The following is a 26,720-nucleotide window of genomic DNA, read 5'->3' as shown; positions in this document are numbered from 1 at the left end:
GATTCAGCCGAGGGTAAAGGGATAGTCCAATTCTCAACATCGCGATTGTTGATGGCAGCGAAAGTTGCAGAGAGAATGAAAATCCGCTGACTGTAAAGGTCGTGAGGGTTCGAGTCCCTCCGCCCCCATTGACAAACGACCTGTGGCGATCGCCTGGGCAGATTGCCAAATGCGCACGATTGCAGAAATCAATGAAAAAATCCAGGCCGGTCGCGCCGTTGTTTGGACAGCTACGGAGGTTAAAGCCCGTGCACCGGAGTTAGGGATCGCTGCGATCGCCCAGCAAGTTGATGTGATTACCACCGGCACCTTTGAGCCGATGGAAGCCTCGGGGGCGATCCTTAATCTCGGTCAAACCGATCCGCCGATCAAAATTCGCCAATGCTGGTTGAATGATGTGCGCGCCTACTCAGGCTTTGGCGCAGCAGATTTACTTTTGGGTGCCAGTGAAGAAAGTGAGGATCCGGAAGCAGAGTATGGCGGCGGGCAGGTGATTGCCGATCTGATCGCGGGTCAGAAAGTGCGATTGCGGGCGATCGGGCAAGGAACAGATTGCTATCCGCGCCGCAGCTTTGAAACCACGATCGATCGCGACAGCATCAACCAGTTCTATCTCTTCAATCCCCCCAATCTCTATCAAAACTTCATCGTTGGCGTGAATGGTGGCGACGAGACGCTCTACACCTACCTCGAGCCGCTGCTGCCGAATCTGGGCAACGCTGTCTATGCCAATCCGGGAGCGATCGCTCCACTGTTCAATGATCCAGATCTGGTCAGCATTGGCATCGGTACCCGCATTTTTCTGGGCGGCGGTGTTGGCTACATCGCTTGGGAAGGCACGCAGCATTTCCCGCTGCAAAAGCGTTTACCCAATCGCACTCCGGTGGGTCCAGCGGCGACCTTGGCGTTGATCGGTGACGCTAAGCAGATGTTGCCGGATTGGGTGCGGGGCTGCTATTTCCAGAACTACGGCGCGTCCTTGATGTTGGGTGTTGGCATCCCCTTGGCGGTGACTACAGAAGCTGTCGTTGCGGCCTGTGCCGTCACGGATGATCAAATCGTGGCCCCGGTCGTCGATTTCTCGATCCCGCGCCGCGTCCGTCCCACCTTTGGTCTGGTCAGTTACGCCAAGCTCAAGTCCGGCAGCATCATGCTGGAAGGCCAACGGATTCGAACAGCACCACTCGCCAGCCTCTATCGATCGCAGCAGGTTGCCGAACTGCTCAAGCAGTGGATTGAAGCCGGTGAATTCCTTCTGACCGAGCCGGTTGCTAGCCTACCCAGCGATCGCCAGTTCCAACCCCAGGATCAGCGTTCGCCTTCAGCTCTCAACGACGAATAGCGCCCCGCGATCGCGCAGAGTCATAATCTGTGCTTCATCCAAGCCGACATTGCCGCCAAAACGAGCCCCCACTACATTCGCGCCGGTGAAATTAGCACGGCTCAGATTGGCTTCCCGCAGATCCGCTTGGGAGAGATCCGCTCCTGCCAGATTGACCAGCGCGAGGCTTGCCCGCCGGAAATCTGCCCCACGTAAGCGCGCATCACTGAGCAATGCTCCCGAAAGATCGGCTCCAGCCCAACGGCTATGGCGTAGATCTGCCCCGGAGAAATCAACATCATTCAGGTTGGCCCCGCGCCAGTTGGTGCGTCGTAGGTCACAACCACTCCAATCACTGCCGCGCCAATCCACACTGGTGAGATTCGCGCCCACGAAATCCTGTTGAGGATCAAGGCCCAAAGACTGCCAGCCGTCATAGCCTGCCAAAACCGTTGGCAAGAGTGCGGCTAAAGACTGATCCCAATCCAGTGTTCGCTCCGTGGGTTCTGTGGTTGAAGCCAAAATGGCCCCGTCTGGCGTGGATGGAAGCGATCGCAGCCAATGTTTAAGAATCAAGCGCTCCGCCAAAACCTGGGCATTGGGCGAGAGATCGTGGTTCCACAGTCCCCAAGTTTGAACAAGCACTAAGTCCGCTAAGGTGACGACCCAGTTGACCGGATAGGGCTGAGTGTGAGCCGGTAGCCGCCAGCGCAACTGAGTAAGACCCGGTCGTTCTCGCCAACCCACCCAACCTGTAGGCGTTTGCTCCCACTTCAGATCGTGCGGGCCATCTACGAGTAGTGCGAGTGATTTCGGCTGCACTTGTGGAAGTCGTCCACCCCGAATCGCGAGGGTGACTGTGCCCGACAAACAGTCAAGCGAGGGCTGGGGCAGGGATACGACTAAATCAACAGCAGGTGGGGCTGTCACCTGCCAGGACAAACTGGCACCCGTTGGTGCGGTCGTCTTGGTGGCCATCTGCGCTACCCTCCGCTCTGCTCGCAACCTAGCACGCAGCGGGGATCAGCCGAAAACTCTTGCAAACAGTCTTCATAGGCAGGCCCCTGTTTGATCGCTGTTATCAACTACTGCGATCGCAGCAACCTTTGCCGTTTTTGGAGCATTGAAAACAACAAGTTTAGATTGTCAAAATATTTCTAAATGTAAATTATTTGCTGGCATGCTGCTAAACTGCCTTGACGCTTTTCAGTTAAAGCGTCTATGGTACGATGCATACCCGGGTATAGAGAACACTCGGATTCCATGCAAGACAAGCCAAAAGTTACGTTCTATTTGCCCCCTGATCTGCATCGGCAGCTCAAAATTCGGGCAGCCGTGGATCTCGAGCCGATGTCTGCGATCGCTGAGAAAGCCCTTCAGTTTTATCTGGAGCATTCCGAGGTCGTAGAAGAAGCCGCCAACGCTCACGGCAGCACCTTCCGGGTTTATCACTGTCCAGATTGCACATCGCCGGTCGTGCTGAAGCACGGAGAGCTAGCCTCTCTGCGGCATCAGCCCAATGTTTTGCAAGATGATGCCAACCTCACGGTTGAGCCCACACCTACAACAGCCACCACTTCGGACGAAGAGCTGGTTCCCTGCTAAGTAGGGACCGGTGCTTTCCCGGCCAAGCCAAGAGCCTGTTGGGTATCTGTCCGTCGCTTTGCGAGGTCTTAACTCACCATGCGCGAAGAATTGGGCATTCTGCTACAAGCGCAGTACCCGCTGATTTATCTCATCACTTCGGAAGAAGAACGCAGCGAGCGCTCCCTGGCAACGCTGGCTCAGACTTGTGGGTCGCGGCAGTTGTTCCTCTGGACGGTGACCCACGGCGTTATCGAATACGGCCAGCCCCGGCAAGTCGCTCACCACAGCACCGTCTCACCTGAAGCTGCAATCGAGTGGGTGGTGCGTCATAAGGGGCCAGGTATCTATGTTTTCAAAGACCTGCATCCCTTTATTGAGTCTCCAGCTGTTACGCGATGGCTGCGGGATGCGATCGCCCAATTTAAATCTGCTGAGAAGACAATCATCCTAATGTCACCGGTGCAAACGGTGCCGGTGGAGCTGGAGAAGGATGTGGTTGTCCTCGATTTCCCGCTGCCGGATCTGGCGGAATTGGGATCCGTGCTCGATCGCGAACTCGACCGGCGATCGCTGCCCCGTCCTTCTGAATCGGGTCGTGAAAAACTGCTGAAAGCAACCTTGGGATTGACTCGTGACGAAGCCGAAAAGGTTTACCGCAAGGCGCAAGTGACGACGGGGCGGCTGACTGAAGCCGAAGTTGATGTCATCCTCTCGGAAAAACAGCAGCTGATTCGCCGCAACGGCATTCTAGAGTTCATCGAAGAAGATGAAACCCTCGATGCGGTTGGTGGTCTAGAAGAACTGAAGCACTGGCTGCGGCAGCGATCGGGCGCCTTTTCTGAGAAAGCACGCAGTTACGGTTTGCCCCAACCCAAAGGCATGTTGATCCTCGGGGTGCCGGGCTGTGGAAAGTCGCTAATTGCGAAAACAACCTCGCGATTGTGGGGACTACCGCTGCTGAGGCTGGATATTGGTCGGGTCTATGACGGCTCGACTGTGGGGCGATCGGAAGCGAACTTACGCAATGCTTTGAAAACGGCGGAATCGATCGCGCCGGCAATTCTGTTCATCGATGAGCTGGATAAAGCCTTCGCTGGTTCAGCGGGTTCTGCAGATTCAGATGGCGGTACCTCCAGTCGCATCTTCGGTTCCTTCCTGACTTGGATGCAGGAAAAGCGATCGCCGGTGTTTGTGATGGCGACGGCAAACCGCGTCGAACGGTTGCCCGGCGAATTTCTGCGCAAAGGTCGCTTCGACGAGATCTTTTTCGTCGATCTCCCAACGCCGGAAGAACGAGCGGAAATCTTTCGCATTCACTTGGCCAAGCGCAAGCGTCCTCTCGATCGCTTTGACCTTGAACAACTGGCCAAAGTCTCGGATGGCTTTTCAGGTGCCGAGATTGAACAAGCTTTGATTGCAGCGATGTATGAGGCTTTTGCCCAAGAGCGCGAATTTACGCAGCTCGACATCATTGCCGCAATCAAGTCCACGCTGCCCCTCTCCAAAACCATGAATGAACAAGTGGCAGCGCTGCGGGACTGGGCTCGACAGCGAGCTCGACCCGCTGCGGCCTCCGTCGCTGAATATCAGCGACTGGAGTTCTAAAGGCTTCTCCCCTGATCCCAACAGGGGGAAGGCTGGTTTGATCCCAACAGACCAGCAGTTTCTCACCCGTCTGGTTTGCCTTTGGGCAACCCGGGACTCTCCCTCTCTCCACCATTGATACAGGAGTCTCTCCGATGTCTCACTTCAGTACCCTTCGCACCAAGATTAGTGATGCTGTGATCCTGAAGCAGTCGCTGCGCGATCTCGGAATTGCGGTGCAAGAAAATGCCGACGTGCGAGGCTACAACGGCCAGCGCGTGCGGGCTGACTTGGTTGCCACTCTGGAAGGCGACTACGATCTGGGCTGGTCGCGCAATAGCGATGGCTCTTTTGATCTGATCGCTGACCTCTGGGGCGTCGCCAAAAAGCATAATCAGACCGAACTGATCAATGCCATTAACCAAAAATACGCCGTCAATAAAACCCTGGCCGAGGTCAAACGGCCTGGCCTAAGCAATGCCAACGTCAAACTGGTGTTGCAATAGCTCTTCCCTTGGCGTTCCACGATGGAAGGGGTAGGACAACCTACCCCTTTTTTCTGTATCGGTGTTTGGTCTTGAGGGAGTGATGACTTGTTAAAGCTAAGCCGTCACCACTTCAAGCGCTTCGGCACCGATGTCGGCGAGCAGTTGGCGATCGGCCTCACAGACAGGATTCGCTGTGGTCAGCAAGGTATCGCCGTAGAAGATCGAGTTAGCCCCTGCCAGGAAGCAAAGGACTTGGGCTTCGCGGCTGAGGGCGGTGCGACCCGCACTGAGGCGAACCCGCGCTTTGGGCATCAAAATCCGAGCGACGGCGCACATCCGCACCAAATCCAACGGATCGAGGCGATCGCGATCGCCTAAAGGCGTTCCTTCAACTGGCACTAGGGCATTGATTGGCACACTTTCGGGATGAGGATTGAGGGTTGCGAGTACCTGCAGCAATCCGGCGCGATCGCGCTGCCCTTCTCCCATGCCAATGATGCCGCCGCAGCAAACACTAATGCCGGCCTGCCGCACCCGTTCCAGCGTGGCAAGGCGATCGGCATAGGTGCGCGTCGAAATAATCTCGCCGTAGAACTCGGGGCTGGTGTCGAGGTTGTGGTTATAGGCCGTCAAACCAGCCTCAGCCAGCCGTTCCGCTTGGCGATCGCTGAGCATACCAGCGGTGACGCAAGCTTCGAGTCCTAATTGGCGGACGCCTTGCACCATTTCCAGCATGGCGTCGAACTGCGCCCCATCCCGGATTTCCCGCCAAGCCCAGCCCATGCAAAAACGACTGGCACCAGCGGCCTTGGCCCGTTCTGCCTGTTCTAAAACCGTTTCGATTGGCAGGGTGGACTGAGGATCGACCTCAGTGTTGTAGTGAGCCGACTGAGGGCAGTAGGCGCAGTTTTCGCTGCAACCGCCGGTCTTGACGCTGAGCAAGGTCGCCAGTTGGATGGCGTTAGCCGGTTGATAGTCGCGGTGAACCGTCTGCGCGCGATGAACTAACTCGAGGAGCGGCGTGTTGAGGAGATCTTCGATTTCTTCGAGAGTCCAGTCGTGGCGGATAGCTTCCATCGTGCTCGCGATCGCGACCTTAGGATCATACTCGCGCCCCGATCGCCTTAGACGGCCCAACTCACCGGCAGCGCCGAACCTGCAGGGCTGGTGGCCGGATCGGTTTCACGATCGAGCACTGAAACCACTTCGTCATAGAGCGCTTGTGCCTGCTCGGGACTATTGCCAATGCTCGTGAGCCCCAGCTTGCCGTACTGCGACAGACAACCCATGAGGTGAAACACGGTGCCGGTTTTGGTGCTGCTATCGAAGTGGAGTTGGTTGGCGGCAATGATGTCCATCAGGTCTTGAGGCAAGACGCCGCGATAGCGCGGCGATTGCAAATTGTCAGTGGCAACATAGTATTTTGGCTGGCCGAGTTCGCTACAAAACTGGCCGGATTGAGGATCGTAGTAGCCGTTGGTTAAATACTTGAGCGTCATAAAGGGATGGGTCGTGCCGCCCTTGCGCAGGTTGATCTCGATCGCCTGTAGCTCCCAGTGATCGCCGCCTTGATTCACAGCAACAAAATCGACACCAAATCGCTCCAAGGCCCCGCGTTGAGCGAGGGCTTCACCGATCTGCTCGCCCCACTTTTGCAGTTGCAGGCGATAGGCCGGATCGGCTGGGAAGCGGCAGCCCAAATAAATTTGTCCATCCGGTCCTCCCAAAATCTGATCGTGGGTCGAGAGGATTTCTACTTGTCCACTCGGATGAATGCAGCCTTGGACGCTGGGCGATCGCTTCACTTCGCCCTCAATGAATAATTCGGCGATCGCGCCCAAATCAGTGATCCGTCCTTGGAAGTTCTGCCAAGTTTCATGAGCCGCTTGAAAACGCATCACCGGAAATTGCTGAGCGATCGCCTGACTGGCAGCGGTCAGTCCTACGCGATCGGGTGATTGTTGCGCGATCGGGCGTAAATCCAGCAGCGCATTCCCTTCCCCGGAAAAGCCTTGATTGAGCTTGATCACAAAGCGCTGAGCTTGGGGCTGGTCTTGCCAGAGTTCAGCTGCTGCTGCTGCCAAGTCTTCCACACTATCCATCAGCGGACTGCCCGCCGGATGGGGCAGCCCACATTCTGCAAAGAGCGATCGGCTACCGGCTTTGGTGCCCCATTCCAATAAATCTGGATCAGCGGCAAACAGGGGGACCCGGAGAGCCACGGATAATTCCCGCTCTAGTGGACTGCTGTTGAAGCAAGTCATAAAGGAACTGCCGGGGCGCAAAGCACGGCGAATCCGCTCTAGCAGGCGAGGGCGTTCCAGAATTTTCTGGGTTAGCGGTTTGAGCGAGGAATCGCAAGTCGAGAGTAGGAGCAGGCGATCGCGAGCGTGGGAAAAGGGAATCCCTGGCAGCAGTTGTAGGTAGTAGTCAATCACTAACGGTGGTAACGGTTCCGAGGTGACATAGATGACGCGGGTGCGCGGATCACGTAGCCGAATCAGGGAAAAGAGGAGACGCTCTTCGTAGAACAGGACGCCGGAAATTTTCTGCAGCTCATGGGCATCCAGGCTGAGGGAGGGGACGACCAAAATGTCGTAGTCGCTGGCTAGTCCTCCTGCTTCAATCCCACACCAATCGCGGCGCAGCTCATTTTGCAGTTGCTGAAACGACTGCCGCACGGCGTCCATCCTCTTGGCTCCAGTGCTAGGGGTGAAAAGGTTAGGTGGCAGGTTGCAACAAGGCGAGCAAGCCGCCAATCAAAGCGCCGATCGCAAGCACAGCAGAGGATAAGAAACTGATGCCAAACCCAGGCCCTCGTTTCTCGGGGGCTTGATAATAGCCCCAGGCATAGAGGATGCGGCCGAAGATCCAGATGCCGCCCAAGCTTGCGGCAGCCGTTTCATTGACGAAGCCTGCAAACAACCAGAGGCTGGGCAGGAAAAAGACCAGTTGCTCTAGCGTGTTTTGCTGAACGCGGTACACCCGCTCAAACTCGGGTGGCCCACTGACCTGCGGTGGTTTCACTTGGTAGCGCGCCCGAGCGCGTCCGACGTTGAACGCTAAGACCTGATAGAGAATCAGCGCTAGGGCAGAAATCACAGCAATTAAAGGGCTCATCACTGGGTCGTAAACCGAAAGATTGAAGATATAGCCTCAGAATGCCCTACCCGCTCTAGCTTGCCTAGGCTCAAGCCAACATCCCTAGCCACCCCCCAACGATAGAGGTTCCTCAGAGCCGCATGGGAACTGGAGGTTGCAGCACCCATGGGGACTGGGCATGCTGGCAGCAGTAGACCCTGGGATCCCTAGTACTCGCTATGACTCAACGGATTACAGCCCTAACAACAGCGGCCCTACTCTGGGGAAGTGCGATCGCAGTCCTGCCCCCTGAGGCCGTGCAGGCCGCCGAGGTCAATCCCACCCTCCTGCGTCGCTGTCAAAGCGCTTTAGCGGAGCGGATTGGCCAACGCATTCAAGTTCAAACTGATACGCTTTCTTCCTACTTCATTTCTAATGCCGAGCAGGGAATTCGAGGCCGAGGGAATCTCGACAGCAGTGGCAACTTTCGGCCTTTTCAATTTGATTGCCAGCTGAATACGCGGGATGGCCGGGTTGTTAGCTTGGAATATAACTATCAATCGGCTGGGAATGATGACACAGTCAGCGACAGCTTAAGGCGGAGTTGCCAAGAGGCCCTTGCCAATCGCATTGGGCAGCGAATTCTGCTCAGCGCTGATACGCTACGTGCTTACCCAATCTCGAGGAATGAACAGGGCGTAAGCGGAGAAGGCACCCTCGATCGCTCTGGTAACTTTCGGCCCTTCACCTTTGACTGCCAGGTCAATCTCCGCAATGGCCGCGTTAAGCGCATTAGCTATGACTATCAAGCAGAAAACAATCCCCCAGAGATCAGTCCAGCCTTAGTTCAAGCCTGCCAAGCGGAACTCCGCAATCGTCTGAGCCCTCAAGTGCGCCTCCAGCAAGCGAGTCTCCGCTCTTACTTCATCTCCAATGCGGAGCAAGGACTGCGGGGTGATGCCGTCCTTGATCGCAACAGCCAACCTTTTCGCTTTGATTGCCAAGCAAATCTGCGGACTGGCCAAATTACGCGCCTCGACTACGACAGTGCTGGAGCGATCGCTGAGCTCACGCCGATCTTCACCAACTTCCAAGATGGTGATCGCGTTACCAGTAACGGTTTTGTTGTGATGGGTCGTACGCGTCCTAATGCCCGTGTGCGGATTGAAGTCCGATCGAGTGCAGCGGTCTTGGGTGGACTGATTGACATTGGCAACACTGTCTTACTCGATCGCGAAGTCATTGCCGATCGCGATGGCAACTTCTCTGTCCAAGTCCGGCGTCCAGTCGTGGTTTCCAGTAGCACTCGCTATGTGGTGCGAGCCAGTGCCAGCCTGAATGGTGAAACTCGCCAGAATGAGATTGTGCTGCGGCAGCAATAGTCCAGACTGAAAAATCACAACTGAGGGGGAGGATGGACAAGGCCACCTTCCCTTCTCAGTGAGTGGTGCGCAGGTTTGCCGCTGTTTAGTGCGATCGCGGCAGGACTTAACTGAGCTTCAGAGAAGACGCAGGGACTTCATCCCAAGAAGCCACTGTCCGCAATTGGGCACGCCAGCCGTTGGCCCGCTGTTCTGGTGTCAGATTGCGCTCAAAGGACTCATGGCAGTCGCGAGCCTGCTGCTCGTCGCAAGTCGCAATGCACGAGTAAAGAATGCCCGCCGGGTCGAATTGTTCATTTACCCAAATCACTTTGTCGGTTGCCATAGGGGGTTGCTCCTACGCTCAGCTGGATTTAGCGTCTTCTAATCCAGTGTAGACAGTAGTTTTGGCTCCGTTGAGCACTGTAGCCTTGGGCGATCGCTCTAAACATTACATAAATTCACAAAGTTTTCGTTACATAAAAATAGTGTCTACTTAGCTAAAAATTAAGGGTTTTTTACACCTTTTTGACAGTTAATCTCCTAGCCTAAAAAGCAAGAGTTTTTAACTAAGACTCTTGCCCTTTACAACCTCAAGATCGATATGACCAGCATTCTTCGCGAGCAACGCCGCGATAACGTTTGGGATCGGTTTTGTGAGTGGGTAACCAGCACCGACAACCGCATCTACGTGGGTTGGTTCGGCGTGCTGATGATCCCCACTCTGCTGACCGCCACCATCTGCTTCATCGTTGCGTTCATTGCAGCCCCTCCCGTCGACATCGACGGCATCCGTGAGCCCGTTGCCGGCTCTCTCATGTATGGCAACAACATCATTTCCGGCGCTGTTGTTCCTTCCAGCAACGCCATCGGCCTGCATTTCTATCCGATTTGGGAAGCCGCTAGCCTCGACGAGTGGCTGTACAACGGTGGTCCTTACCAATTAGTGGTCTTCCACTTCTTGCTGGGTATCAGCTGCTACATGGGTCGTCAATGGGAGCTGTCGTACCGCCTCGGTATGCGCCCTTGGATCTGTGTTGCATACAGTGCTCCACTCTCGGCTGCTTTTGCAGTGTTTCTGATCTACCCGATCGGCCAAGGTTCGTTCTCGGACGGCATGCCCCTGGGTATCAGCGGCACCTTCAACTTCATGTTCGTGTTCCAAGCAGAGCACAACATTTTGATGCACCCCTTCCACATGCTGGGTGTGGCTGGTGTGTTCGGTGGTTCGCTGTTCTCGGCAATGCACGGTTCGTTGGTGACCAGCTCGCTGGTGCGTGAGACGACCGAGACCGAGAGCCAAAACTACGGCTACAAATTTGGTCAAGAGGAAGAGACCTACAACATCGTGGCAGCCCACGGTTACTTCGGTCGCTTGATCTTCCAATACGCATCGTTCAACAACAGCCGTTCGCTGCACTTCTTCCTGGGTGCATGGCCGGTCGTGGGCATCTGGTTTACCTCCATGGGCATCAGCACCATGGCGTTCAACCTGAATGGTTTCAACTTCAACCAGTCGGTTTTGGATAGCCAAGGCAAAGTGATCAACACTTGGGCAGATGTGTTGAACCGTGCCAACTTGGGCATGGAAGTGATGCACGAGCGTAATGCTCACAACTTCCCGCTCGACTTGGCAGCAGGCGAAGCGACCCCGGTCGCTTTGACTGCGCCTTCAATTCACGGTTAATTGCCGGAATTACAGCAGTCTGAATAATCAAAAAGCGCCTCGAATGGGGCGCTTTTTGATGCTTGGATATTGATTGTAGACAACCTTTGGACTTGCGATCGCTAGGGATTAGAGATCGTCCAGCAGATCCTCTTCGTTGCTGTTTTCAGTCGGGGTTTGAATGCCGAAAACGGCAGAACCCAGCAAGCTGACATCCAGCTCCATTCGTTGCTCCATTTGTCGGAGAAAATAGCCTGTCATCATAGCTGAGGCGAGTAAGCCAGCTAAATTTTCCCGACTGGTTGCGATTTGAACATTGAAGCCTTCACTGGGCAACATTCCCAGCAGACCTTGAACATTTTGTTGAATGATTTCTTGGATATCTGAAGTCGCCGACTTTGCTACCCGCGCCATCACTTCTGGTGACTGATGCTGGAGGTACTGCAACAACGCATTGCCCTTAAGGGTTTCCGTGTCGCTGTGGAAAAAGTCAGAACTAAAGACCATTACGGCGGTTCAGAAACGTACCCAAACTCTATCGCATCACCATTACCACGTGGGTTTGGATCCAAGTTCGGTTTCCAGAACTTGCTAGGTTCGTTAGTCGACTTCTGGTGCTGCTGGAGCAGTGGATTCAGCCATCGCGTTGTCTGTCGATTGCGATCGCGCGGGAATCAGGGCTTCTAAGTTCATGCCCTCGGTTTGAAAGTACTGATGAAACTTGTCTGTGACTTCCAGCCAGTAGGAGCGGCCATTGGACTGGCGGCGTTTTTGGATAAATCCCTGTTCGACCAGCTCCTGCACTTGCTGATAGGCTCCTGAACCGCGTAGATCAACCAGATCAGTCTGGGCGATGCGACCTTTGAGAGCGATCGCGGCGAGGGTTCGCAGGGTTCCAGTGGTCAAATCGACCGGCAGCAGTTCATGCACCAGTTCCTGTAAGGCGGGGCGCAGCTGCAGGCAGAAACCCCGTTCATCCTCCAGTAATTCCAAGGCGCTGTCGCGATGGGCGTAGTCATCCATCAACTGCAACAGGGCATCAGCGGCAGCATCGCGATCGCATTTGGCATGTTCAGCGATCGCGGTCAGGCTAAGGGGCTGACCCTTGAGGTAAAGGATGGCTTCGATGCGAGCGGCCAGAGAAACCGTCATCCGTGCGCTTCTATCATCAATCGAGACTGCGGCCTGTCAGTTCCACAAAAATATCTTCGAGGTTAGAGGGACGAACCATCAAGCCTGTCTTGTCGACCTGGCTCTCGAGGAAGTGCTCCGCCTCCGCTTCTGTGGGGAAGAAGTGATAGTCCCAGCGATCGCCCTTTTGCTTCACCACTAAGCCTTCGCCGTGCTGACGCCGCAGCTCCGCCAGCGTCCCGAGGGCAATCAACTGGCCGCCATCCAAAATACCGATGCGATCGCAGAGGGACTCGACTTCTTCCATGTAGTGCGTGGTTAGCAGCACCGTCATCCCCTGTCGGTTGAGATCGCGGATGATCTCCCAGATGCGGCGACGAGTTTGTGGATCGAGGCCAACAGTCGGCTCATCCAGCAGCAGAATCGACGGTTCATGGAGTAGTGCCCGCGCGATCTGCAGACGGCGCTTCATGCCGCCGGATAGGGTTTGGACGCGATCGTTACGGCGATCGCTCAATTCCACATAGTCCAGCCAGCGATTGATTCGTTCCTGCCGCTCGCGATCGGGAATGTGGTGCAGTCGCCCGTGATATTCAAGGTTTTCCCAGACCGTGAAGTCATTCTTGACGCTGACTTGCTGCAGCACAACGCCGAGTTGCGATCGCACGCGATCGCGATCGCGCTGGACATCGTAGCCGGCGATCGTGATCTGACCCTGACTGGGACGGGTCAGGGTGGTGATCATGCGAATGGTGGTCGATTTGCCTGCGCCGTTCGGTCCCAGTAGCCCAAACGATTCCCCTGGGGCGAGGGCAAACGAGAGCTGATTGACAACCTTGCGATCGCCGAACTGTTTGGAAACGGACTCGAGAACAACAGCGGACATGGGCAGGCAAGGACAGCGAGTCTCTGGATTCTAGGGCTTTTCGGCAGCTTGCAGGGGCGCTTGCTGCTGCAAGAGCAGGCCATACTCAATCCCTTCCACGACGGCTTGATAGGACGCCTCAATGATGTTGCCCGAGACGCCGACAGTGGACCAGCGCTGCGATCCGTTGCTCGACTCCACCAAGACGCGCGTTTTAGCGGAAGTTCCGGCTGCCCCATCCAAAATCCGCACCTTGTAGTCCGAGAGGTGGAATTGCATAACGGCAGGGTAAAAGCTGCCGATCGCTTTGCGCAGGGCTGCATCGAGCGCTGAGACTGGACCGTTGCCTTCCGCCGACTCCAAAATATCGCGACCGGTAACTGCAACTTTAACGGTGGCTAAAGCATTTAGCTCCTGCCGTTGCTTGCTGCAATGGACATGGAAATCCTTGAGGTCAAAAAAGTGAGGGCGATCGCCGGTGGCTTCCCGCATCAGTAGATCAAAGCTGGCCTCTGCCGCTTCAAATTGGTAGCCCTGACTTTCGAGCTCCTTGAGGCGCGCCAAGAGATCGCGACAAGCGGGATCGTTTCGCTGTAAGTCCAGCCCAAAACTGCGGGCTTTGGCAAGGACATTACTGAGGCCAGATTGCTCGGAAATGACGATACGGCGCAGGTTGCCGACTTGCTCGGGGCGAATGTGCTCATAGGTCAGCGGGTTGCGCTCCACGGCACTGACGTGGATGCCGCCCTTGTGGGCGAAGGCTGACTGACCAACGTAGGCAGCGTGATCATCTGGCGCGAGATTGACGATTTCGCTAACCAACCGACTCGTCGCCGTCAACTGCATCAGTTGTTCGGTTTCAACGCAGTCATAGCCAAGCTTGAGCTGCAGGTTAGGGATGACAGAGCAGAGATTGGCATTGCCACAGCGCTCGCCGTAACCATTGATTGTGCCGTGCACCATGCGGGCACCGGCCTGCACTGCCGCGATCGCATTGGCTACAGCAGTCTCAGAATCATTGTGGGTGTGGATGCCCAGTTGAGGCCCGGTTTGATCCGGCGCAAGGCTCGGGAAGCGATCCAGCACCGCCGCCACAATCTCGCTGATTTGATGGGGCAAACAGCCGCCATTGGTGTCGCAAAGAACGATCCACTCGGCTCCCGCTTCAATTGCGGCCGCCAAGGTCTGCAAGGCGTAATCTGGATTCGCCAAGTAGCCATCAAACCAATGCTCAGCATCGTAGATGACGCGGCGATCGCAGGTGCGGAGGTAGGCGATGCTGTCGCTGATCATCACCAGATTCTCATCCAGACTGGTTTTCAGCCCTTCGACAACATGCAGATCCCACGACTTACCGAAGATCGTGACCCAAGTCGTGCCCGCAGCAAGGAGGGCTTTAAGCAGTTCATCCTCGCCAGCGATTTGACCGGGACGACGGGTGGAGCAGAACGCTACGACTTCGGCTTGCTGAAGCGGCCGCTGCTGTAATTCCCAGAAGAATTGCACGTCCTTAGGATTGGCGCCGGGCCAGCCGCCCTCAATGAACTTCACCCCGAGGCGATCGAGGCAGTGGGCAATTCGCAGCTTGTCCTCTAGCGACAGCGACAAGCCTTCTCGCTGGGCGCCATCGCGCAGGGTCGTGTCGTAGACCGCGATCGCGGCAGAGGCTGGCCTGGTCATAAAAAATTCGCTGCTCTTCTCCCGAGTGTAGGCGGAGACGAGCAGCGGCGAGGGAGATGAACCCTAAGTGCTAGGGACGAGGAGCAGGCGAGACTGCCGGAATGCTTTCCCGCTGGGTTTCACCCAAGGTTGTGAAGTTGGGATAGATGCGACGGGGGACATCACCGTTGTTAGAGCAAGCCCGCAGCAGCTGGTCGCGGGTCAAGTCGAGGCCATCGCCAAGGCCAAGCACGCAGTTAGCGTAGCGCTCGGGCACTAGGCTCAGCCGGCAACCATCGGCAATCAAAGCGGGGGTGGCGTCACCAGCAGCCTGCAGCCGCTCGGCACAGCTTGCTACTGCTAAGGGTTTGCGAACGCTCCGGCAGGCGGCCAAGCTATCGGCAGCCGTCAATTTCAAACTGCTGGTCAAGCGATCGGTGCAGCTCGACAGATCAGCCGGAAACTGGGCACCGGCACAAGCATTGGCAGCCACGGGTGCGGCCAGACCTAACCCGGTCAGGGTTGCTGCGCAATCGGCAAAGTCCGCTGCTTGGGCGGCAGGGGTCGACAGACTGAGCCCAGCCAAGCTAGAGAAAGCGATCGCAGCCAAGGGAATAGACAAGCGGGTCATGGTGGATAACGGCCTCACAACGTTCACTGCAGCCAGCAGCAGATTCTTCGCAAGTTTTAGCATTCACTTGTTGCGATCGCAGCAATGGAGACCGTTTGGGGAAGGCCATCCTCTACAGTGAATGAAGGTTGCGCGTCTTGGCTGCCACCGGAGGACGTCTGATGCATCTCAGCGAAATTACCCATCCCAACCAGCTCCACGGGTTGTCGGTTGCTCAGCTTGAGCAAATTGGCCACCAGATTCGTGAGAAGCACCTGCAGACGGTTGCAGCGACCGGTGGGCACCTCGGGCCGGGCTTGGGCGTGGTGGAATTGACCCTAGCGCTTTACCAAACGCTCGATCTCGATCGCGACAAAGTGGTTTGGGACGTTGGCCACCAAGCCTATCCCCACAAGCTGCTGACAGGGCGCTATCACAACTTCCATACCTTGCGGCAAAAGGATGGCATTGCGGGCTACCTGAAGCGCACGGAAAACCGCTTCGATCATTTCGGTGCCGGTCACGCTTCCACCAGTATTTCTGCTGCCCTCGGTATGGCTCTAGCACGGGATGCCCAGGGCGAAGACTACCGATGTGTCGCTGTGATTGGTGATGGATCGCTCACCGGTGGCATGGCCTTGGAAGCCATCAACCACGCTGGTCACTTGCCCAAAACACGGCTGTTGGTCGTGCTCAACGACAATGACATGTCGATCTCGCCCAACGTGGGTGCGCTCTCTCGCTATCTGAATAAGATTCGGGTTAGTGAGCCGATGCAGTTGCTCACCGATGGTTTGACCCAGGGGATGCAACAAATTCCCTTCGTCGGCGGCGCCATTACCCAAGGCTTTGAGCCGGTTAAGGAAGGCATGAAGCGCCTCTCCTACAGCAAGATTGGGGCGGTCTTTGAAGAGCTGGGCTTCACCTACATGGGGCCAGTGGATGGTCACAACCTTGAAGAACTGATCGCCACCTTCCGCGAAGCGCACAAACACACCGGACCAGTACTCGTCCACGTTGCCACAACCAAGGGTAAGGGCTATCCCTACGCTGAAGAAGATCAGGTTGGCTATCATGCCCAAAATCCCTTTGATCTGGCGACAGGGAAGGCTAAACCAGCTTCAAAACCGAAGCCGCCTAGCCATTCCAAAGTGTTTGGCCAAACCCTGACGACCTTGGCCAAGAGCGATCGCCGCATTGTCGGGATTACGGCTGCGATGGCGACAGGCACCGGCTTGGACATTCTCCAGAAGGCGCTGCCGAAGCAATACATCGATGTTGGCATTGCCGAACAGCACGCCGTGGTGCTAGCTGCCGGTATGGCCTGCGATGGCATGCGTCCGGTGGTGGCAATCTATTCCACCTTCCTGCAGCGGGCCTTTGATCAAGTCATCCACGACGTTTGTATCCAAAAGCTGCCCGTCTTCTTCTGCCTCGATCGCGCGGGGATAGTTGGCGCGGATGGCCCGACACACCAAGGCATGTACGACATTGCTTACCTGCGGCTGATTCCCAACATGGTGCTGATGGCACCGAAAGATGAGGCCGAACTGCAGCGGATGCTAGTGACGGGTATTGAATACGACGGCCCGATCGCCATGCGTTTCCCGCGCGGGAATGGTATTGGCGTACCCCTGCCGGAAGAAGGCTGGGAGTCGCTCCCGATTGGGAAAGCAGAGCAACTGCGCCAAGGCGATGATTTGCTGATGTTGGCTTACGGCTCGATGGTCTATCCGGCCCTGCAGACGGCAGAACTGCTGAATGAGCACGGCATCTCAGCTACTGTGATCAATGCCCGCTTCGCCAAGCCCTTAGATGAGGAACTGATTGTGCCGCTGGCGCGCCAGATCGGCAAAGTCGTCACCTTTGAGGAAGGCTGCCTACCCGGCGGCTTTGGCTCCGCGATTATGGAGTCCTTGCAGGCCCATGATCTGCAGGTTCCGGTGTTGCCGATCGGTGTTCCCGATCTCTTGGTGGAACATGCCAGCCCTGATGAATCTAAGCAGGAGTTGGGCCTGACGCCGCGTCAGATGGCCGATCGCATCCTCGAAAAGTTTGGAAGCCGTCAACGGATTGGTGCTGCTTCGGCTTGAGTAGCGCGATCGTGACTGCGGCTTCTGAGACCTTTGATGTCGTCGTTGTTGGGGCCGGCCCGGCTGGTGGGCAATGCGCTCGTCGGCTTGCTCAAGCAGGACGGACAGTCTTGCTGGTCGATCAGCTCAAGACCTGGACTGATCATGACTTTTCGAGTGGTGGCACCCCTCTTGAAACCCTCGATCGCTTTCAACTACCCGATCGCGTTATCGGTAGTCGTTGGTCTCAGCTCCGGGTAGTGACAACACGAGAGGACCATACCTGGAAGAGCGCTCGCTCGCTGGGGTGTGTTCTCGACTTTGCGGCGTTGCGCCAGTTCCTCGCTGAGGAAACAACCACCCACGGTGGCTCAGTGCGGCTGGGTTGGCAATATCGCGATCGCCAGCAACTGACCGATGGTCGTTGGCAGATCCGGTTCCGCGATCGCCTAACCTCAAGCGATCGCTGGGTCACGAGTCGAGCCGTAGTTGATGCTACGGGTTCAGCCCGCAAGGTGATCTACACAGCGGCGGAGCCTCGGCCCGATTACCTTCGGGGTGTCGGCATTGAGTACCTGATTGAAGTGCCTGAGACGGTCTATCAGCGCTTCGCGGATGCCTTGCACTTCTACCTTGGCCATCATTGGTTGCCCAAAGGCTATAGCTGGATTTTTCCGATGCAATCGGGCCGGCTTAAGGTTGGGGCCTGCTGGTTCCATGGCGATCACCGTTTTCTCAAGCCTGACCAACCACTCCGGCACTACATTGATCTACTGCTGACGGAGCAGGTGCAGTGCCCAGACTATCGGCTGGTTGATGTGCATGGTGCCGCCATTGACTACAGCGGCGATCGCTGCGATCGCCATGTGCAAGCCTCAATTCTGGGGATCGGGGATGCGGTTTCGGCGATCAATTTCCTCGGCGGTGAGGGTATTCGCCATGGCTTGGAAAGTGCTGATCGCGCTGCGCAAGTCCTCGATGCTTGGCTTCAGGGAACGGTACCTGATCTCTCCAGTTATGAACAACAAATTCGTCGCCGTTTCGATCGCCTCTGGACACTCAGTCTCCGTCTGGGCATGAAGAAATACCTGCAGGATTCCGATGCCAAAATCGATCGCATCGTCCGCTGGTGCTGCGCCCTGTCCACCGATGACCTAATGGCGATTTTGTTTGACTACCGTTTCCAGCGCTTAGGCCGCCGGCTCGGGCGGTTCTTTTGGCTGTCGGTGATGACGCGGCTGCGGCTGCGCTGGCAACGCTGGCGGAGGCCAAGTCATGTCGCCTAAACCTTGGCTGAAGATTGCGATCGAAGAAAACCGCGAGCCGTTATTGCCGATTCCGGGCGATCGCTTTGCTTTGATCGACCCTCATCCCTACTCAGCCCTGGGAGCCAACTACGCCGAGCGATCGCCCTTTTGGCTGCGTGCCTCGGTTCTTGGTCGCTTATTGCGGGCTCAAGCCCAGCTGACCCTGCTCAAGCCTGGCTATCGGCTCCAAATTTTTGATGCCTATCGACCGCTGAGTGTGCAGCAATTTATGGTCGACTACACACGCCAGCAACTGCTTGCGGATCAAGGCTTGACCGAGGAAGACGTTGATCCATCCACCTTAGGGGTTGTGAATGAGCAGGTCTACACCTTTTGGGCGGTACCGAATGAGGATCCGAAGCAACCGCCGCCCCACAGCACCGGCGCAGCCGTTGATCTCACAATCGTCGATGCCAGCGGTCAGCTGCTGGATATGGGTTCTCCCATCGATGAGCCCAGCGATCGCTCTTATCCCGACTACTTCCTAGGGCGATCGCCTGTCGCCCATCAAAACCGCGACTTACTGAATCAGGTGATGACTGCTGCTGGCTTTGTGCGCCATCCCAACGAATGGTGGCATTTTTCCTTTGGCGATCAGCTCTGGGCTTGGCGAGTTCAAGTGCCGGCCGCAATGTTTGGTCGCTACGCCCTTCTAGACTTGGCTTGAGGCAGCATCACCTGCCCCGAAGCCATTTGACTAGAGATGTCGACTGTCGGCGCTGATAAGTCATGGAGCCCAATTCAAGTAGCGCCACAGTTGACTTTGGGCGACCTTCCAATGGCTTGGCCTAAAGCTCGAATGCAGTGATAGCCGGGGTGATCAGCACAGAGGGTTCTGAGTGGAGTCGATGACGGCCCTAGCGGCAGGCGCTGATGAGAGATCAATCAGCTGTTCACAGCACATAAATTTTGATCGTTGGCTAAATATAAGACCGGCTTCTCACTGAGATTGATTTTTGTTGCATAGGTACTGACTGTGCCTGCAAGTCATCTAATAGCGAATATACTCTATTTCAAATTCTCTGAATTCAGATTACTTTAATTGCTTGAACTATGAATGATCAGCAGCTTGAAAATCAGTTTAAGACTATTGTCAATACTATTTGTGATGCCTGGGGAGAATACTGGAATAAAAGCGATGCCGGCGCCAAGAAACGAGCCTGTCAATACTGCGCAAGCATCGTCAAAAGCTGGGTTGACAACAGTGTTGATGACATCACACTAACTCGCTACCAGAGCACGCTCCGCAATCAAGTCAGACAGGAACTAGCGGCCCGAGGCTGGATTTGGTTCCCCAGCAGCCCTGAACTCAATCGTTCGAGCTATTGGGAACAGCTGACCCCGCACTCGAATGTCAATCGCATTCCCATTACCGATGAACCCTGCACTTGGCTGACCACCTATGTCCAGTCTTTGGGGACAGCGCGGGACGTTGTTCGGGCGAGCTCTCTGCCGACTCAGGAGCTAGGGCCTCTCGAAGAACCTCAACCCCGCATTCCAGTGCCGCCCTCTGTTTGTCAGTTTCTGGTGGCCAAAGCGGTTTCTACCCTGAAGGAGTACCTAGGCCAGCAATCGCATCGCCAGACGGTGGCTTCACTGCGCATTCCTCCTCTGACAGAGGCTAGCAGTCCTGATCCGCAGGCCTTGAACCCAGTGATGACAATGGTGCCGAGGATTCAGCTGACCTACGATGCCGCGATCGCGATCGTGGTTCTAACGGGGCGACGTCCTTTTCTGGAAGTGCTGCGGGATGCTCGATTCCAAGCCAGTGACGATGGCTGCTTGCTGATTCATGGGATGCGTCAGGGGGACGATCCCCAGATCAAAACCTACAAAATCAGACCGCTTGCCGATCCGCAGCTGATTGCCCAAGCCCATGTCAAAATTCTGACGGATTTGATTGCCCTCGCGCCTTGGCATAGCCCCCAAGTCCACTTAGACGTCCTCAAGCAGCAGGCGGGCGCTTCCATGACTGCTGCGATTCAACAGTATTTGCCATGCCTGCGACCCGTGATCCGTCAAGGCTTTTCGATTGGGACACTGGCTCCGATCGATGGGCGGATTTGGTATGCCCAGATCGCCTTCCAACGTTGGCGGCAAGCAACAAACAAAGTGATGGATGAAGCATCCTTCATCAAGAAAGTGCTGATTCACAATGCCGCCACGGATCCTTTAAATACACTCCACGGCGATCGCTTGAGTCATCGCTGGACTGCAGTGGATTCAGAGGATCTCTCGGTGTTTCTGCCCTCGTTAACCTAGTAGGGGGCGTCTCATTGATCAAGGACTGGGGCGATCGCTTAGCGATCGCCCTCGGCAGGCACCGATCGAACGGGACTGGCGCGATTTGAACGCGCGGCCTAGCGCTTAGGAGGCGCTTGCTCTATCCAGCTGAGCTACAGCCCCAAACAAACACCCCAAATCGTAGCAAAGCAAGGGGAGCCGATAGAATGGCGGCAGCCTGCCCCCCCGCTTGCGATGACCCGTTTCTACAACGCCTTTACCCTGTTCCTGAGTTTGTTGGTAGAGGCTTTACCGTTTTTGTTGCTGGGGGTCTTTCTCTCAAGTTTGCTGCTCTGTTTTACCAACGAGAAAGCCCTGCTGCGGATTTTGCCTAAGAATCCTTTGGGGGGGGCTTTAGCGGGCAGTCTTGTCGGATTCCTCTTTCCGGCTTGTGAGTGTGGCAATGTCCCTGTGACTCGCCGCCTCATTCTTCAAGGAGCTCCGCCGGCGGTCGCGATGGGTTTTTTGCTCGCAGCACCGGTGATTAACCCGATTGTGATTTGGTCAACGTGGGTGGCCTTTCGCGATCAGCCCGAAATTGTGGTGTTGCGGGTTTTGTTCACGATGATTATTGCCACGTTGGTGGGTTGGGTGTTCAGTGCCCAAAAGGATTTGCGTCCCATTCTGCAGCGCCGCACCGCAGACTTATTGGAGTTGACTTGTCCGCGTCCCACTAATGACCAACCGGCCTTGCTCCAGCGCGGTACCTTCTTTTTGGGGCAGGGCAGTCAGCCTGCGGCCTCGATCGCGTTGGAAAGTGCGATCGTCAGTGAACTAGCGGTTCCGGCTGGCTTGTGGCCAAAGCTAAGCCTCGCCTTGGACAACACGCTGCAGGAACTGCGTGATCTAGGGGGCGTTCTGATTTTGGGGAGTGCCGTTGCTGCCCTGATTCAGACCTTTGCACCCCGCGAGTTAATCCTGAGCCTCGGGCAAGGCCCTGTCACTTCGGTGATCGCCATGCTGGTGCTGGGAACGGTGGTTTCGATCTGCTCGACGGTAGATGCTTTTTTTGCCCTTGCTTTCGCAAGCGTCTTTACGAGTGGTGCGCTTTTAGCCTTTCTCGTGCTGGGTCCAATGGTCGACCTCAAGGGCATTGGTATGCTGCTGACGGTGTTTCGCCCGAGGGCAGTGATCTATCTCTTTGGACTTACGACGGTGATGACCTTTTTGCTCTGCCTCGCAGTCAACTTTTACTTGAATTGACACGGTTTTCATGGTTCTTCGGCGTCTGACTTCTGTTGCGCTCTTGCCTTGGCTAGACTGCCTGAGCCTGGCGGCTTGGGGGGGACTGCTGCTGCTCTATTGGCTGCGGGGCGACCTCAATCTTTTAATTCACCCGGCCTACCAAGCTCTGACAGTGTTTACAGCGATCGCATTTTTGGGGATGGCGATCGCGCGGGGCTGGCAACTGAAATCCCAGCGCCCTTTCCCGCAGGCGTCCCATTCGGCCCTGTTGCCCCGTCGGCTGAGTATTGGTCTGCTGTTGCTGGTGGCGGTCGCCGGCTTTATCATTCCGCCGCGGGTGTTTGCCAATGATCTGGCACGCGATCGCGACCTCGCAGACTTAACGGGCTATAGCCGCAGTCGACCGCAGGCGTTTCGCAGCAGCCAGCGGCCGGAGGAACGGACAATTACCGACTGGGTGCGCACCCTCAATGTCTATCCAGAGCCGTCGGCCTATGTCGGCCAGCGGGTGAACGTGACTGGCTTTGCCATGCATCCACCTGAACTGCCGAGTAACTATCTTTTGGTTGCTCGCTTTACCCTGACTTGTTGTGCCGCCGATGCCTATCCCTTGGGACTTCCTGTGCGGCTTCCCGCAGGCGATCGCCAGTCCTATCCCGTCGATCAATGGTTGTCGGTGCAGGGCGTGATGCAAGCGGAGACTGTAGCGGGCAAAAAGCAAGTCGTGATTGCGGCCCGGCAAGTCCAACCGATCAGCCCACCCAGTAATCCCTACGACAGCTAAACCGCGATCGCTCCATGTCCGCAGCGCCTCAAGATTTAGGTCCTTGTCCGCTCTGCGATCGGCCCCTCTGGAAGGATCGGTTTGTCGATCGCCATCACTTTTTGCCTCGAAGTCATGGTGGCAAGGAATGGCAGTACATCCATCAAATTTGTCACCGTAAAATCCATTCCCTGTTCACTGAACAGGAGCTAGCGCTGTTCTACAACACACCCGATCGCCTGCGATCGCATCCCGAAATCCAGCGTTTTCTGAAATGGGTACGCCGCCATCCACCCGATTTCTACGATCGCCACGATCCCCCCAAGCATCGCCGCCGATAGCTCAATCGCTTGATCCGTCGAGATTGCTCAGAATATAGATCTCTTATGCGCTGCAATCTATGACTGCTACTGAAAAGCTCTATCAGCTGATCCAGACAATACCTGAAGAGGAGATCAATGAAATCCTGCACTTTGCAGTGTTTCTTTAGCAAAAACAGACCCCAACTCGTAAATAGGCTATTACTCTTGGTACGTTGACTGGACTAGGGGGGATTGATAAAAGCCATGGAACAACTTCTAGTGATCAGGATTTACAAGAAGACTATACTGACTCTCTAAACGAGAAGTATCAATAAAGGAATAGATTTGATCATGCCTTTCAAAGCAAAAGATCAACAGGGTAGCATAGTCCTTGCGACAGATTTTAAGTCAGTCCTTGAAATCAGAAAAAATTTTCCCAAAGGAAGACTTTTTTGTCCTTTCTGTCAAACATTAATGTTTCCCAGAAAGAGACAAAATACCTCATTGCACTTTGTTCATACTCATCCTTGCACCACAGTAATGGAACATCATCCGGAATCTCCAGAGCACTTGCAAGGAAAGTTGGAAATCAGTAAGTACTTTCAAGAAGTTTATAAGGGGATGATTGATGCCCAAGAAGCGTTTATTGAAATTGAACATCCAATTTCAGAAGCTGGAAAGAATGGTCGAATTGCAGATGTTGCAGTCGTTTTCTCGACGGGCTATCGAATTATTGGTGAATGTCAACTTGCCAAAATTGAAGCTGCAGATATCTATCAACGAACCCAAGACTACTACAGTATCTCTGCAGATGTTTTATGGTTCCTTGGTGGTGCTGCAGATACCCCAGAAAACCGCCAAGCTGCAGTTGATCTCGATGTCTTTGCCGGTACGATCAACTTTACCTACTCCACGTAGTTCACCTCTTCTCTCGGGCTCCGATTCTAGGAAAGAACAGGGGAAGAAAAGTTCTTCTAGATACTCTATTTTAGGGGGGCAGTCACATTTAACCGTTACTGCTTGTCCTAATCCTCAAGTCCTATTATTTCGTGCCCAAGATAACAAAAAAATTAATTGCCATCTCAGGGAAGTAGAAAACTTGAAGGAAAAACTTAATTCTTGGCCTAAATCACCTCATAATCGGCCTTCCATATTCAAGCAGCAACAACGGAAAGAACGCCAAGAAAATTACTTCTTAGAAGAAGCAGCTTGCATCGCTGATCAGTTAATTCGATTCCATGCAGAAGATACACGATACTCAAGAAAAAGATTTAACAATACATCCTTAAACTGTAGAGAATGGTATGGCGAAAGATGCCATTTAATTGCAGCAATGCTACCGCCTGAGGTTGCTGTGAAATTCAAAATTATTGCTTGTTACTGATGTTTGAAACCTTCAGTATGCTTGAGTGTCTAGTCAATCTGAGAGGTGATTGCAGCTGATTAATGCAAATGCCAGTTCAGTCTTCAATCTGCGATACCTCTCGAACAACAATTGATTAGGCAGTTCGGACAGCTTCGAGCAGAAGTGAGAAATAGAAGGGTGCTTTGTTGAAGGCCCGACGTTGCACTTGGAAGCCATTCGCCGCTAAGGCTGCTGCGATCGCGGTTTCACTGTGCTGATATGCGCGGGTCGTTTTGCTGGCCCCCGGGAAGAACTGTCCAATGCGCTTGAGCACATTCAAGACAGGGGATTTGGGCGCGAAGCTCACCAAAACCCGTTGCTCAGCTAAGCTGCAAAGATGGCTCAACATGGCCGCCGCGTCGGATTCTGGATAGTGAATCAACACATCCAAACAGATGACGGTGTCGTAGCGACCGCTCAGAGAAGCAAGGTCCGAAACTTCGAGCTGAATGTTGTTCAAATTGGGGATCTGACTGGCCCGCTCGCGAGCCTCTTCCACCATCTTGGCGGAGATGTCGCTGGCATAAACGGCCTGTGCCCCCCGCTGTGCTAGGGGTAAGCTGAGGCTGCCGACACCGCAGCCGGCATCACAAAAGCTGCGATCGCTCAGATTGCCATCGGCTTCCAGCCAACTCAGCACGGTGTCGACGGTGCGCTGGTGACCAATGCGGATGTTCTTCTGGACGAAATTGACCTCGCCATCGCCATAGATCCGGCTCCAGCGATCGAAGCCCGTGGCGTTGAAATAGTCACGAACGATAGTTTTGTCGTCGAGGGCTGTCATGGCAAGGGCGGCATCTTCGCAGACGATTCTAATATTCCGACTGACCTAGATCGACGTAGGAGTCGGTAATTCGTCGTTTTCGCAGAGCCTCTGCCAAGTCAGTTCTCCCGTGTCGGACTGGTGCCAGCGCAGCAGCTGACAGACGGGACGGGACAAATAGAGAAGACGCGGATCCGACCAATCCACCCCCAAGGCCCGCAGAGGTGCTAGGGTCGCCAGCATGATCGCGGTTTCCGGTTCACAGACCTGCCAGCGCACCAAATTTTGAACCCCTGCCAGTAGCGGCAGGGTGGTGCCGGCGAGGGTGCCATCTTCGAGTCGACAAGTGCCGGCGGTGACTGTGATTTGTCGTTCGTCCCAGGGATACTGACCGTCGGGTAAGCCCAAGGGAGCTAAGGCATCGCTGACCAGAAACAATCGGCGATCGCCCTCACCGGCTCGCAGCAACAATTTCAGCATAATTGGATCGATGTGCTGACCATCCGCAATCAATCCCGCAAACACGGTGTCCGTAGTCAATGCTGCGCCCAACAGCCCGGGCTGACGATGATGCAAGGGCGGCATGGCATTAAAGGCGTGGGTTACCATGGTTGCGCCCTGCTGAAAAGCGACTTGGGCCTGCTCTGCTGTGGCTTGGGAATGCCCCAAGCTGACAATCACACCCTGCTGACGCAGCCAAGCGATCGCTTCCCCTGTGGGATCCAACTCCGGTGCGAGGGTGACAATCCGAATTTGCGCCAAGTGATCGCCACAGATCTCCGATAGAACTTCGACCGTCAGCGGTTGCAAATGCTCCTGTGGGTGAGCGCCGCGCTTAGATTCTGCAAGGCAAGGCCCTTCCAGATGGAGTCCCAAAATTTTGGCGTGGCGGGGTGGCAAGGGCTGCGCCACGAAGTCCGCGATTGCCTCAATGGCCTGCCGAAACTGTGCGATCGAGCTGGTGACTAAGGTTGGGGTAAAAGCATCAACACCCTGTTCCCAGAGCCGGCGGCAAATGGCTAAGAGGCGATTGCGATCGCTGGCTTGCACTTCAGGAAAGGCCAGCCCCAGTGCCCCATTGATTTGCAGGTCAATGCCGCCCAGAGAGAGCCAGTCGCCCTGCAGGTCAATCATTCGCAGTTGGGGAGGCGGCAGGCGATCGAAGGTTTGCGACATCGGCTCAATCGACTGCACAATACCGGCAGCATCAAGCCAGAGACGCTGAACCTCTGCACAGCCCGGAATGCGAATATTCGTCAGCAGGGTAGGAGCAGCGGTCATCATCGG

The 26,720-nt window shown here is 55.4% G+C and carries 28 protein-coding genes and 1 tRNA gene; 16 read left to right on the top strand and 13 right to left on the bottom strand.

Annotated elements, in window-relative coordinates; translation table 11 throughout:
- The first annotated feature begins 169 nt into the window (after positions 1 to 169).
- Positions 170 to 1,342, top strand: coding sequence for a homocysteine biosynthesis protein (locus SYC_RS05845; RefSeq protein WP_011243414.1), 1,173 nt, complete (start codon positions 170 to 172; stop codon positions 1,340 to 1,342).
- On the opposite strand, the gene SYC_RS05840 is transcribed toward SYC_RS05845, so the two are convergent.
- Positions 1,322 to 2,299 carry a pentapeptide repeat-containing protein gene (locus SYC_RS05840; protein ID WP_011243413.1) on the bottom strand — a complete coding sequence of 326 codons (978 nt, stop codon included), beginning with the start codon at positions 2,297 to 2,299 and terminating at the stop codon, positions 1,322 to 1,324. The two genes, SYC_RS05845 and SYC_RS05840, sit on opposite strands and share 21 nt — an antisense overlap.
- A 285-nt stretch (positions 2,300 to 2,584) precedes the next feature.
- On the opposite strand from SYC_RS05840, the gene SYC_RS05835 reads away from it, so the two are divergent.
- The 3 genes from SYC_RS05835 (at position 2,585) to SYC_RS05825 (ending at position 4,998) form a co-directional block, all read left to right on the top strand.
- Complete coding sequence (locus SYC_RS05835) at positions 2,585 to 2,926, top strand: hypothetical protein (RefSeq protein WP_041676977.1); 342 nt, start codon at positions 2,585 to 2,587, stop codon at positions 2,924 to 2,926.
- Between the two features lie 78 nt (positions 2,927 to 3,004).
- Positions 3,005 to 4,513: a stress-responsive protein Ycf46 gene (locus tag SYC_RS05830; RefSeq protein WP_011243411.1), complete on the top strand. Its 1,509-nt coding sequence runs from the start codon at positions 3,005 to 3,007 to the stop codon at positions 4,511 to 4,513.
- Positions 4,514 to 4,647: 134 nt separating this feature from the next.
- On the top strand, positions 4,648 to 4,998 hold the full coding sequence (locus SYC_RS05825; RefSeq protein WP_011243410.1) for a DUF1257 domain-containing protein: 351 nt from the start codon (positions 4,648 to 4,650) through the stop codon (positions 4,996 to 4,998).
- Positions 4,999 to 5,094: 96 nt separating this feature from the next.
- On the opposite strand, the gene bioB is transcribed toward SYC_RS05825, so the two are convergent.
- The 3 genes from bioB to SYC_RS05810 are packed head-to-tail and all read right to left on the bottom strand — an operon-like array spanning position 5,095 to position 8,100.
- Positions 5,095 to 6,057 (bottom strand): biotin synthase BioB, encoded by a 963-nt coding sequence (bioB, locus tag SYC_RS05820; protein WP_011243409.1) that lies wholly within the window; start codon positions 6,055 to 6,057, stop codon positions 5,095 to 5,097.
- Between the two features lie 47 nt (positions 6,058 to 6,104).
- Positions 6,105 to 7,670 (bottom strand): peptide ligase PGM1-related protein, encoded by a 1,566-nt coding sequence (locus SYC_RS05815; protein WP_011243408.1) that lies wholly within the window; start codon positions 7,668 to 7,670, stop codon positions 6,105 to 6,107.
- A gap of 31 nt (positions 7,671 to 7,701) precedes the next feature.
- On the bottom strand, positions 7,702 to 8,100 hold the full coding sequence (locus SYC_RS05810) for an MAPEG family protein (RefSeq protein WP_011377574.1): 399 nt from the start codon (positions 8,098 to 8,100) through the stop codon (positions 7,702 to 7,704).
- Positions 8,101 to 8,300: 200 nt separating this feature from the next.
- On the opposite strand from SYC_RS05810, the gene SYC_RS05805 reads away from it, so the two are divergent.
- The gene (locus tag SYC_RS05805; RefSeq protein WP_011243406.1) at positions 8,301 to 9,443 is read left to right on the top strand and encodes a hypothetical protein; all 1,143 of its coding nucleotides are present in this window, start codon (positions 8,301 to 8,303) and stop codon (positions 9,441 to 9,443) included.
- A gap of 106 nt (positions 9,444 to 9,549) precedes the next feature.
- Here the strand turns inward: SYC_RS05805 and SYC_RS05800 are convergent, their stop codons facing one another.
- A complete protein-coding gene (locus SYC_RS05800) occupies positions 9,550 to 9,768 on the bottom strand; it encodes a hypothetical protein (protein WP_011243405.1) in 219 nt (72 codons plus the stop codon).
- Between the two features lie 258 nt (positions 9,769 to 10,026).
- Between SYC_RS05800 and psbA the strand changes: the two genes are divergently transcribed.
- Complete coding sequence (gene psbA / locus SYC_RS05795; protein WP_011243404.1) at positions 10,027 to 11,109, top strand: photosystem II q(b) protein; 1,083 nt, start codon at positions 10,027 to 10,029, stop codon at positions 11,107 to 11,109.
- Between the two features lie 108 nt (positions 11,110 to 11,217).
- Here the strand turns inward: psbA and SYC_RS05790 are convergent, their stop codons facing one another.
- The 5 genes from SYC_RS05790 to SYC_RS05770 all read right to left on the bottom strand — a co-directional run bounded on the left by SYC_RS05790 (position 11,218) and on the right by SYC_RS05770 (position 15,374).
- Positions 11,218 to 11,595, bottom strand: a complete 378-nt coding sequence (locus SYC_RS05790) for a DUF760 domain-containing protein (RefSeq protein ID WP_011243403.1) — start codon at positions 11,593 to 11,595, stop codon at positions 11,218 to 11,220.
- A gap of 93 nt (positions 11,596 to 11,688) precedes the next feature.
- Positions 11,689 to 12,240 (bottom strand): SMC-Scp complex subunit ScpB, encoded by a 552-nt coding sequence (gene scpB / locus SYC_RS05785; RefSeq protein WP_011243402.1) that lies wholly within the window; start codon positions 12,238 to 12,240, stop codon positions 11,689 to 11,691.
- Between the two features lie 16 nt (positions 12,241 to 12,256).
- On the bottom strand, positions 12,257 to 13,105 hold the full coding sequence (gene ccmA / locus SYC_RS05780; protein WP_011243401.1) for a heme ABC exporter ATP-binding protein CcmA: 849 nt from the start codon (positions 13,103 to 13,105) through the stop codon (positions 12,257 to 12,259).
- A 30-nt stretch (positions 13,106 to 13,135) separates the two neighbouring features.
- On the bottom strand, positions 13,136 to 14,764 hold the full coding sequence (gene cimA, locus SYC_RS05775) for a citramalate synthase (protein ID WP_011243400.1): 1,629 nt from the start codon (positions 14,762 to 14,764) through the stop codon (positions 13,136 to 13,138).
- 70 nt (positions 14,765 to 14,834) lie between these two features.
- Positions 14,835 to 15,374 carry a hypothetical protein gene (locus SYC_RS05770; protein ID WP_011377575.1) on the bottom strand — a complete coding sequence of 180 codons (540 nt, stop codon included), beginning with the start codon at positions 15,372 to 15,374 and terminating at the stop codon, positions 14,835 to 14,837.
- A gap of 161 nt (positions 15,375 to 15,535) precedes the next feature.
- Here SYC_RS05770 and dxs point away from each other — a divergent pair, with 161 nt between their 5' ends.
- From dxs to SYC_RS05750, 4 genes are all read left to right on the top strand, one after another.
- Positions 15,536 to 17,446, top strand: coding sequence for a 1-deoxy-D-xylulose-5-phosphate synthase (gene dxs, locus SYC_RS05765; RefSeq protein WP_011243398.1), 1,911 nt, complete (start codon positions 15,536 to 15,538; stop codon positions 17,444 to 17,446).
- An 11-nt stretch (positions 17,447 to 17,457) separates the two neighbouring features.
- Positions 17,458 to 18,711: an NAD(P)/FAD-dependent oxidoreductase gene (locus SYC_RS05760; RefSeq protein ID WP_011243397.1), complete on the top strand. Its 1,254-nt coding sequence runs from the start codon at positions 17,458 to 17,460 to the stop codon at positions 18,709 to 18,711.
- Positions 18,701 to 19,399 (top strand): M15 family metallopeptidase, encoded by a 699-nt coding sequence (locus SYC_RS05755; protein WP_011243396.1) that lies wholly within the window; start codon positions 18,701 to 18,703, stop codon positions 19,397 to 19,399. The genes SYC_RS05760 and SYC_RS05755 overlap by 11 nt, the downstream gene beginning before the upstream one ends.
- Before the next feature lie 386 nt (positions 19,400 to 19,785).
- Positions 19,786 to 20,994 carry a protelomerase family protein gene (locus tag SYC_RS05750; RefSeq protein ID WP_011243395.1) on the top strand — a complete coding sequence of 403 codons (1,209 nt, stop codon included), beginning with the start codon at positions 19,786 to 19,788 and terminating at the stop codon, positions 20,992 to 20,994.
- A 70-nt stretch (positions 20,995 to 21,064) separates the two neighbouring features.
- On the opposite strand, the gene SYC_RS05745 is transcribed toward SYC_RS05750, so the two are convergent.
- A tRNA-Arg gene (locus SYC_RS05745) sits at positions 21,065 to 21,138 on the bottom strand.
- A gap of 72 nt (positions 21,139 to 21,210) precedes the next feature.
- Here SYC_RS05745 and SYC_RS05740 point away from each other — a divergent pair.
- From SYC_RS05740 to SYC_RS13800, 6 genes are all read left to right on the top strand, one after another.
- A complete protein-coding gene (locus tag SYC_RS05740) occupies positions 21,211 to 22,218 on the top strand; it encodes a permease (RefSeq protein ID WP_011243394.1) in 1,008 nt (335 codons plus the stop codon).
- 10 nt (positions 22,219 to 22,228) lie between these two features.
- Positions 22,229 to 22,984: a TIGR03943 family putative permease subunit gene (locus tag SYC_RS05735; RefSeq protein WP_011243393.1), complete on the top strand. Its 756-nt coding sequence runs from the start codon at positions 22,229 to 22,231 to the stop codon at positions 22,982 to 22,984.
- 14 nt (positions 22,985 to 22,998) lie between these two features.
- Positions 22,999 to 23,304: a hypothetical protein gene (locus tag SYC_RS05730; RefSeq protein WP_011243392.1), complete on the top strand. Its 306-nt coding sequence runs from the start codon at positions 22,999 to 23,001 to the stop codon at positions 23,302 to 23,304.
- Positions 23,305 to 23,363: 59 nt separating this feature from the next.
- On the top strand, positions 23,364 to 23,453 hold the full coding sequence (locus SYC_RS14090; RefSeq protein ID WP_231621353.1) for a DUF2281 domain-containing protein: 90 nt from the start codon (positions 23,364 to 23,366) through the stop codon (positions 23,451 to 23,453).
- A 163-nt stretch (positions 23,454 to 23,616) separates the two neighbouring features.
- The gene (locus SYC_RS05720; RefSeq protein ID WP_011243391.1) at positions 23,617 to 24,183 is read left to right on the top strand and encodes a competence protein CoiA; all 567 of its coding nucleotides are present in this window, start codon (positions 23,617 to 23,619) and stop codon (positions 24,181 to 24,183) included.
- Complete coding sequence (locus SYC_RS13800; protein WP_011377580.1) at positions 24,143 to 24,649, top strand: hypothetical protein; 507 nt, start codon at positions 24,143 to 24,145, stop codon at positions 24,647 to 24,649. Before SYC_RS05720 ends, SYC_RS13800 begins: the two co-directional genes overlap by 41 nt.
- 115 nt (positions 24,650 to 24,764) lie before the next feature.
- On the opposite strand, the gene bchM is transcribed toward SYC_RS13800, so the two are convergent.
- Complete coding sequence (bchM, locus tag SYC_RS05715; protein WP_011243390.1) at positions 24,765 to 25,454, bottom strand: magnesium protoporphyrin IX methyltransferase; 690 nt, start codon at positions 25,452 to 25,454, stop codon at positions 24,765 to 24,767.
- Between the two features lie 45 nt (positions 25,455 to 25,499).
- Positions 25,500 to 26,717: an N-acetylglucosamine-6-phosphate deacetylase gene (gene nagA / locus SYC_RS05710; RefSeq protein ID WP_011243389.1), complete on the bottom strand. Its 1,218-nt coding sequence runs from the start codon at positions 26,715 to 26,717 to the stop codon at positions 25,500 to 25,502.
- Positions 26,718 to 26,720: the final 3 nt, after the last annotated feature.

This window comes from Synechococcus elongatus PCC 6301, from assembly GCF_000010065.1.
Lineage (GTDB): Bacteria > Cyanobacteriota > Cyanobacteriia > Synechococcales > Synechococcaceae > Synechococcus > Synechococcus elongatus.
The sequence above is the reverse complement of the archived record's forward strand: the minus strand, read 5'-3'. Positions and strand labels throughout refer to the sequence as shown.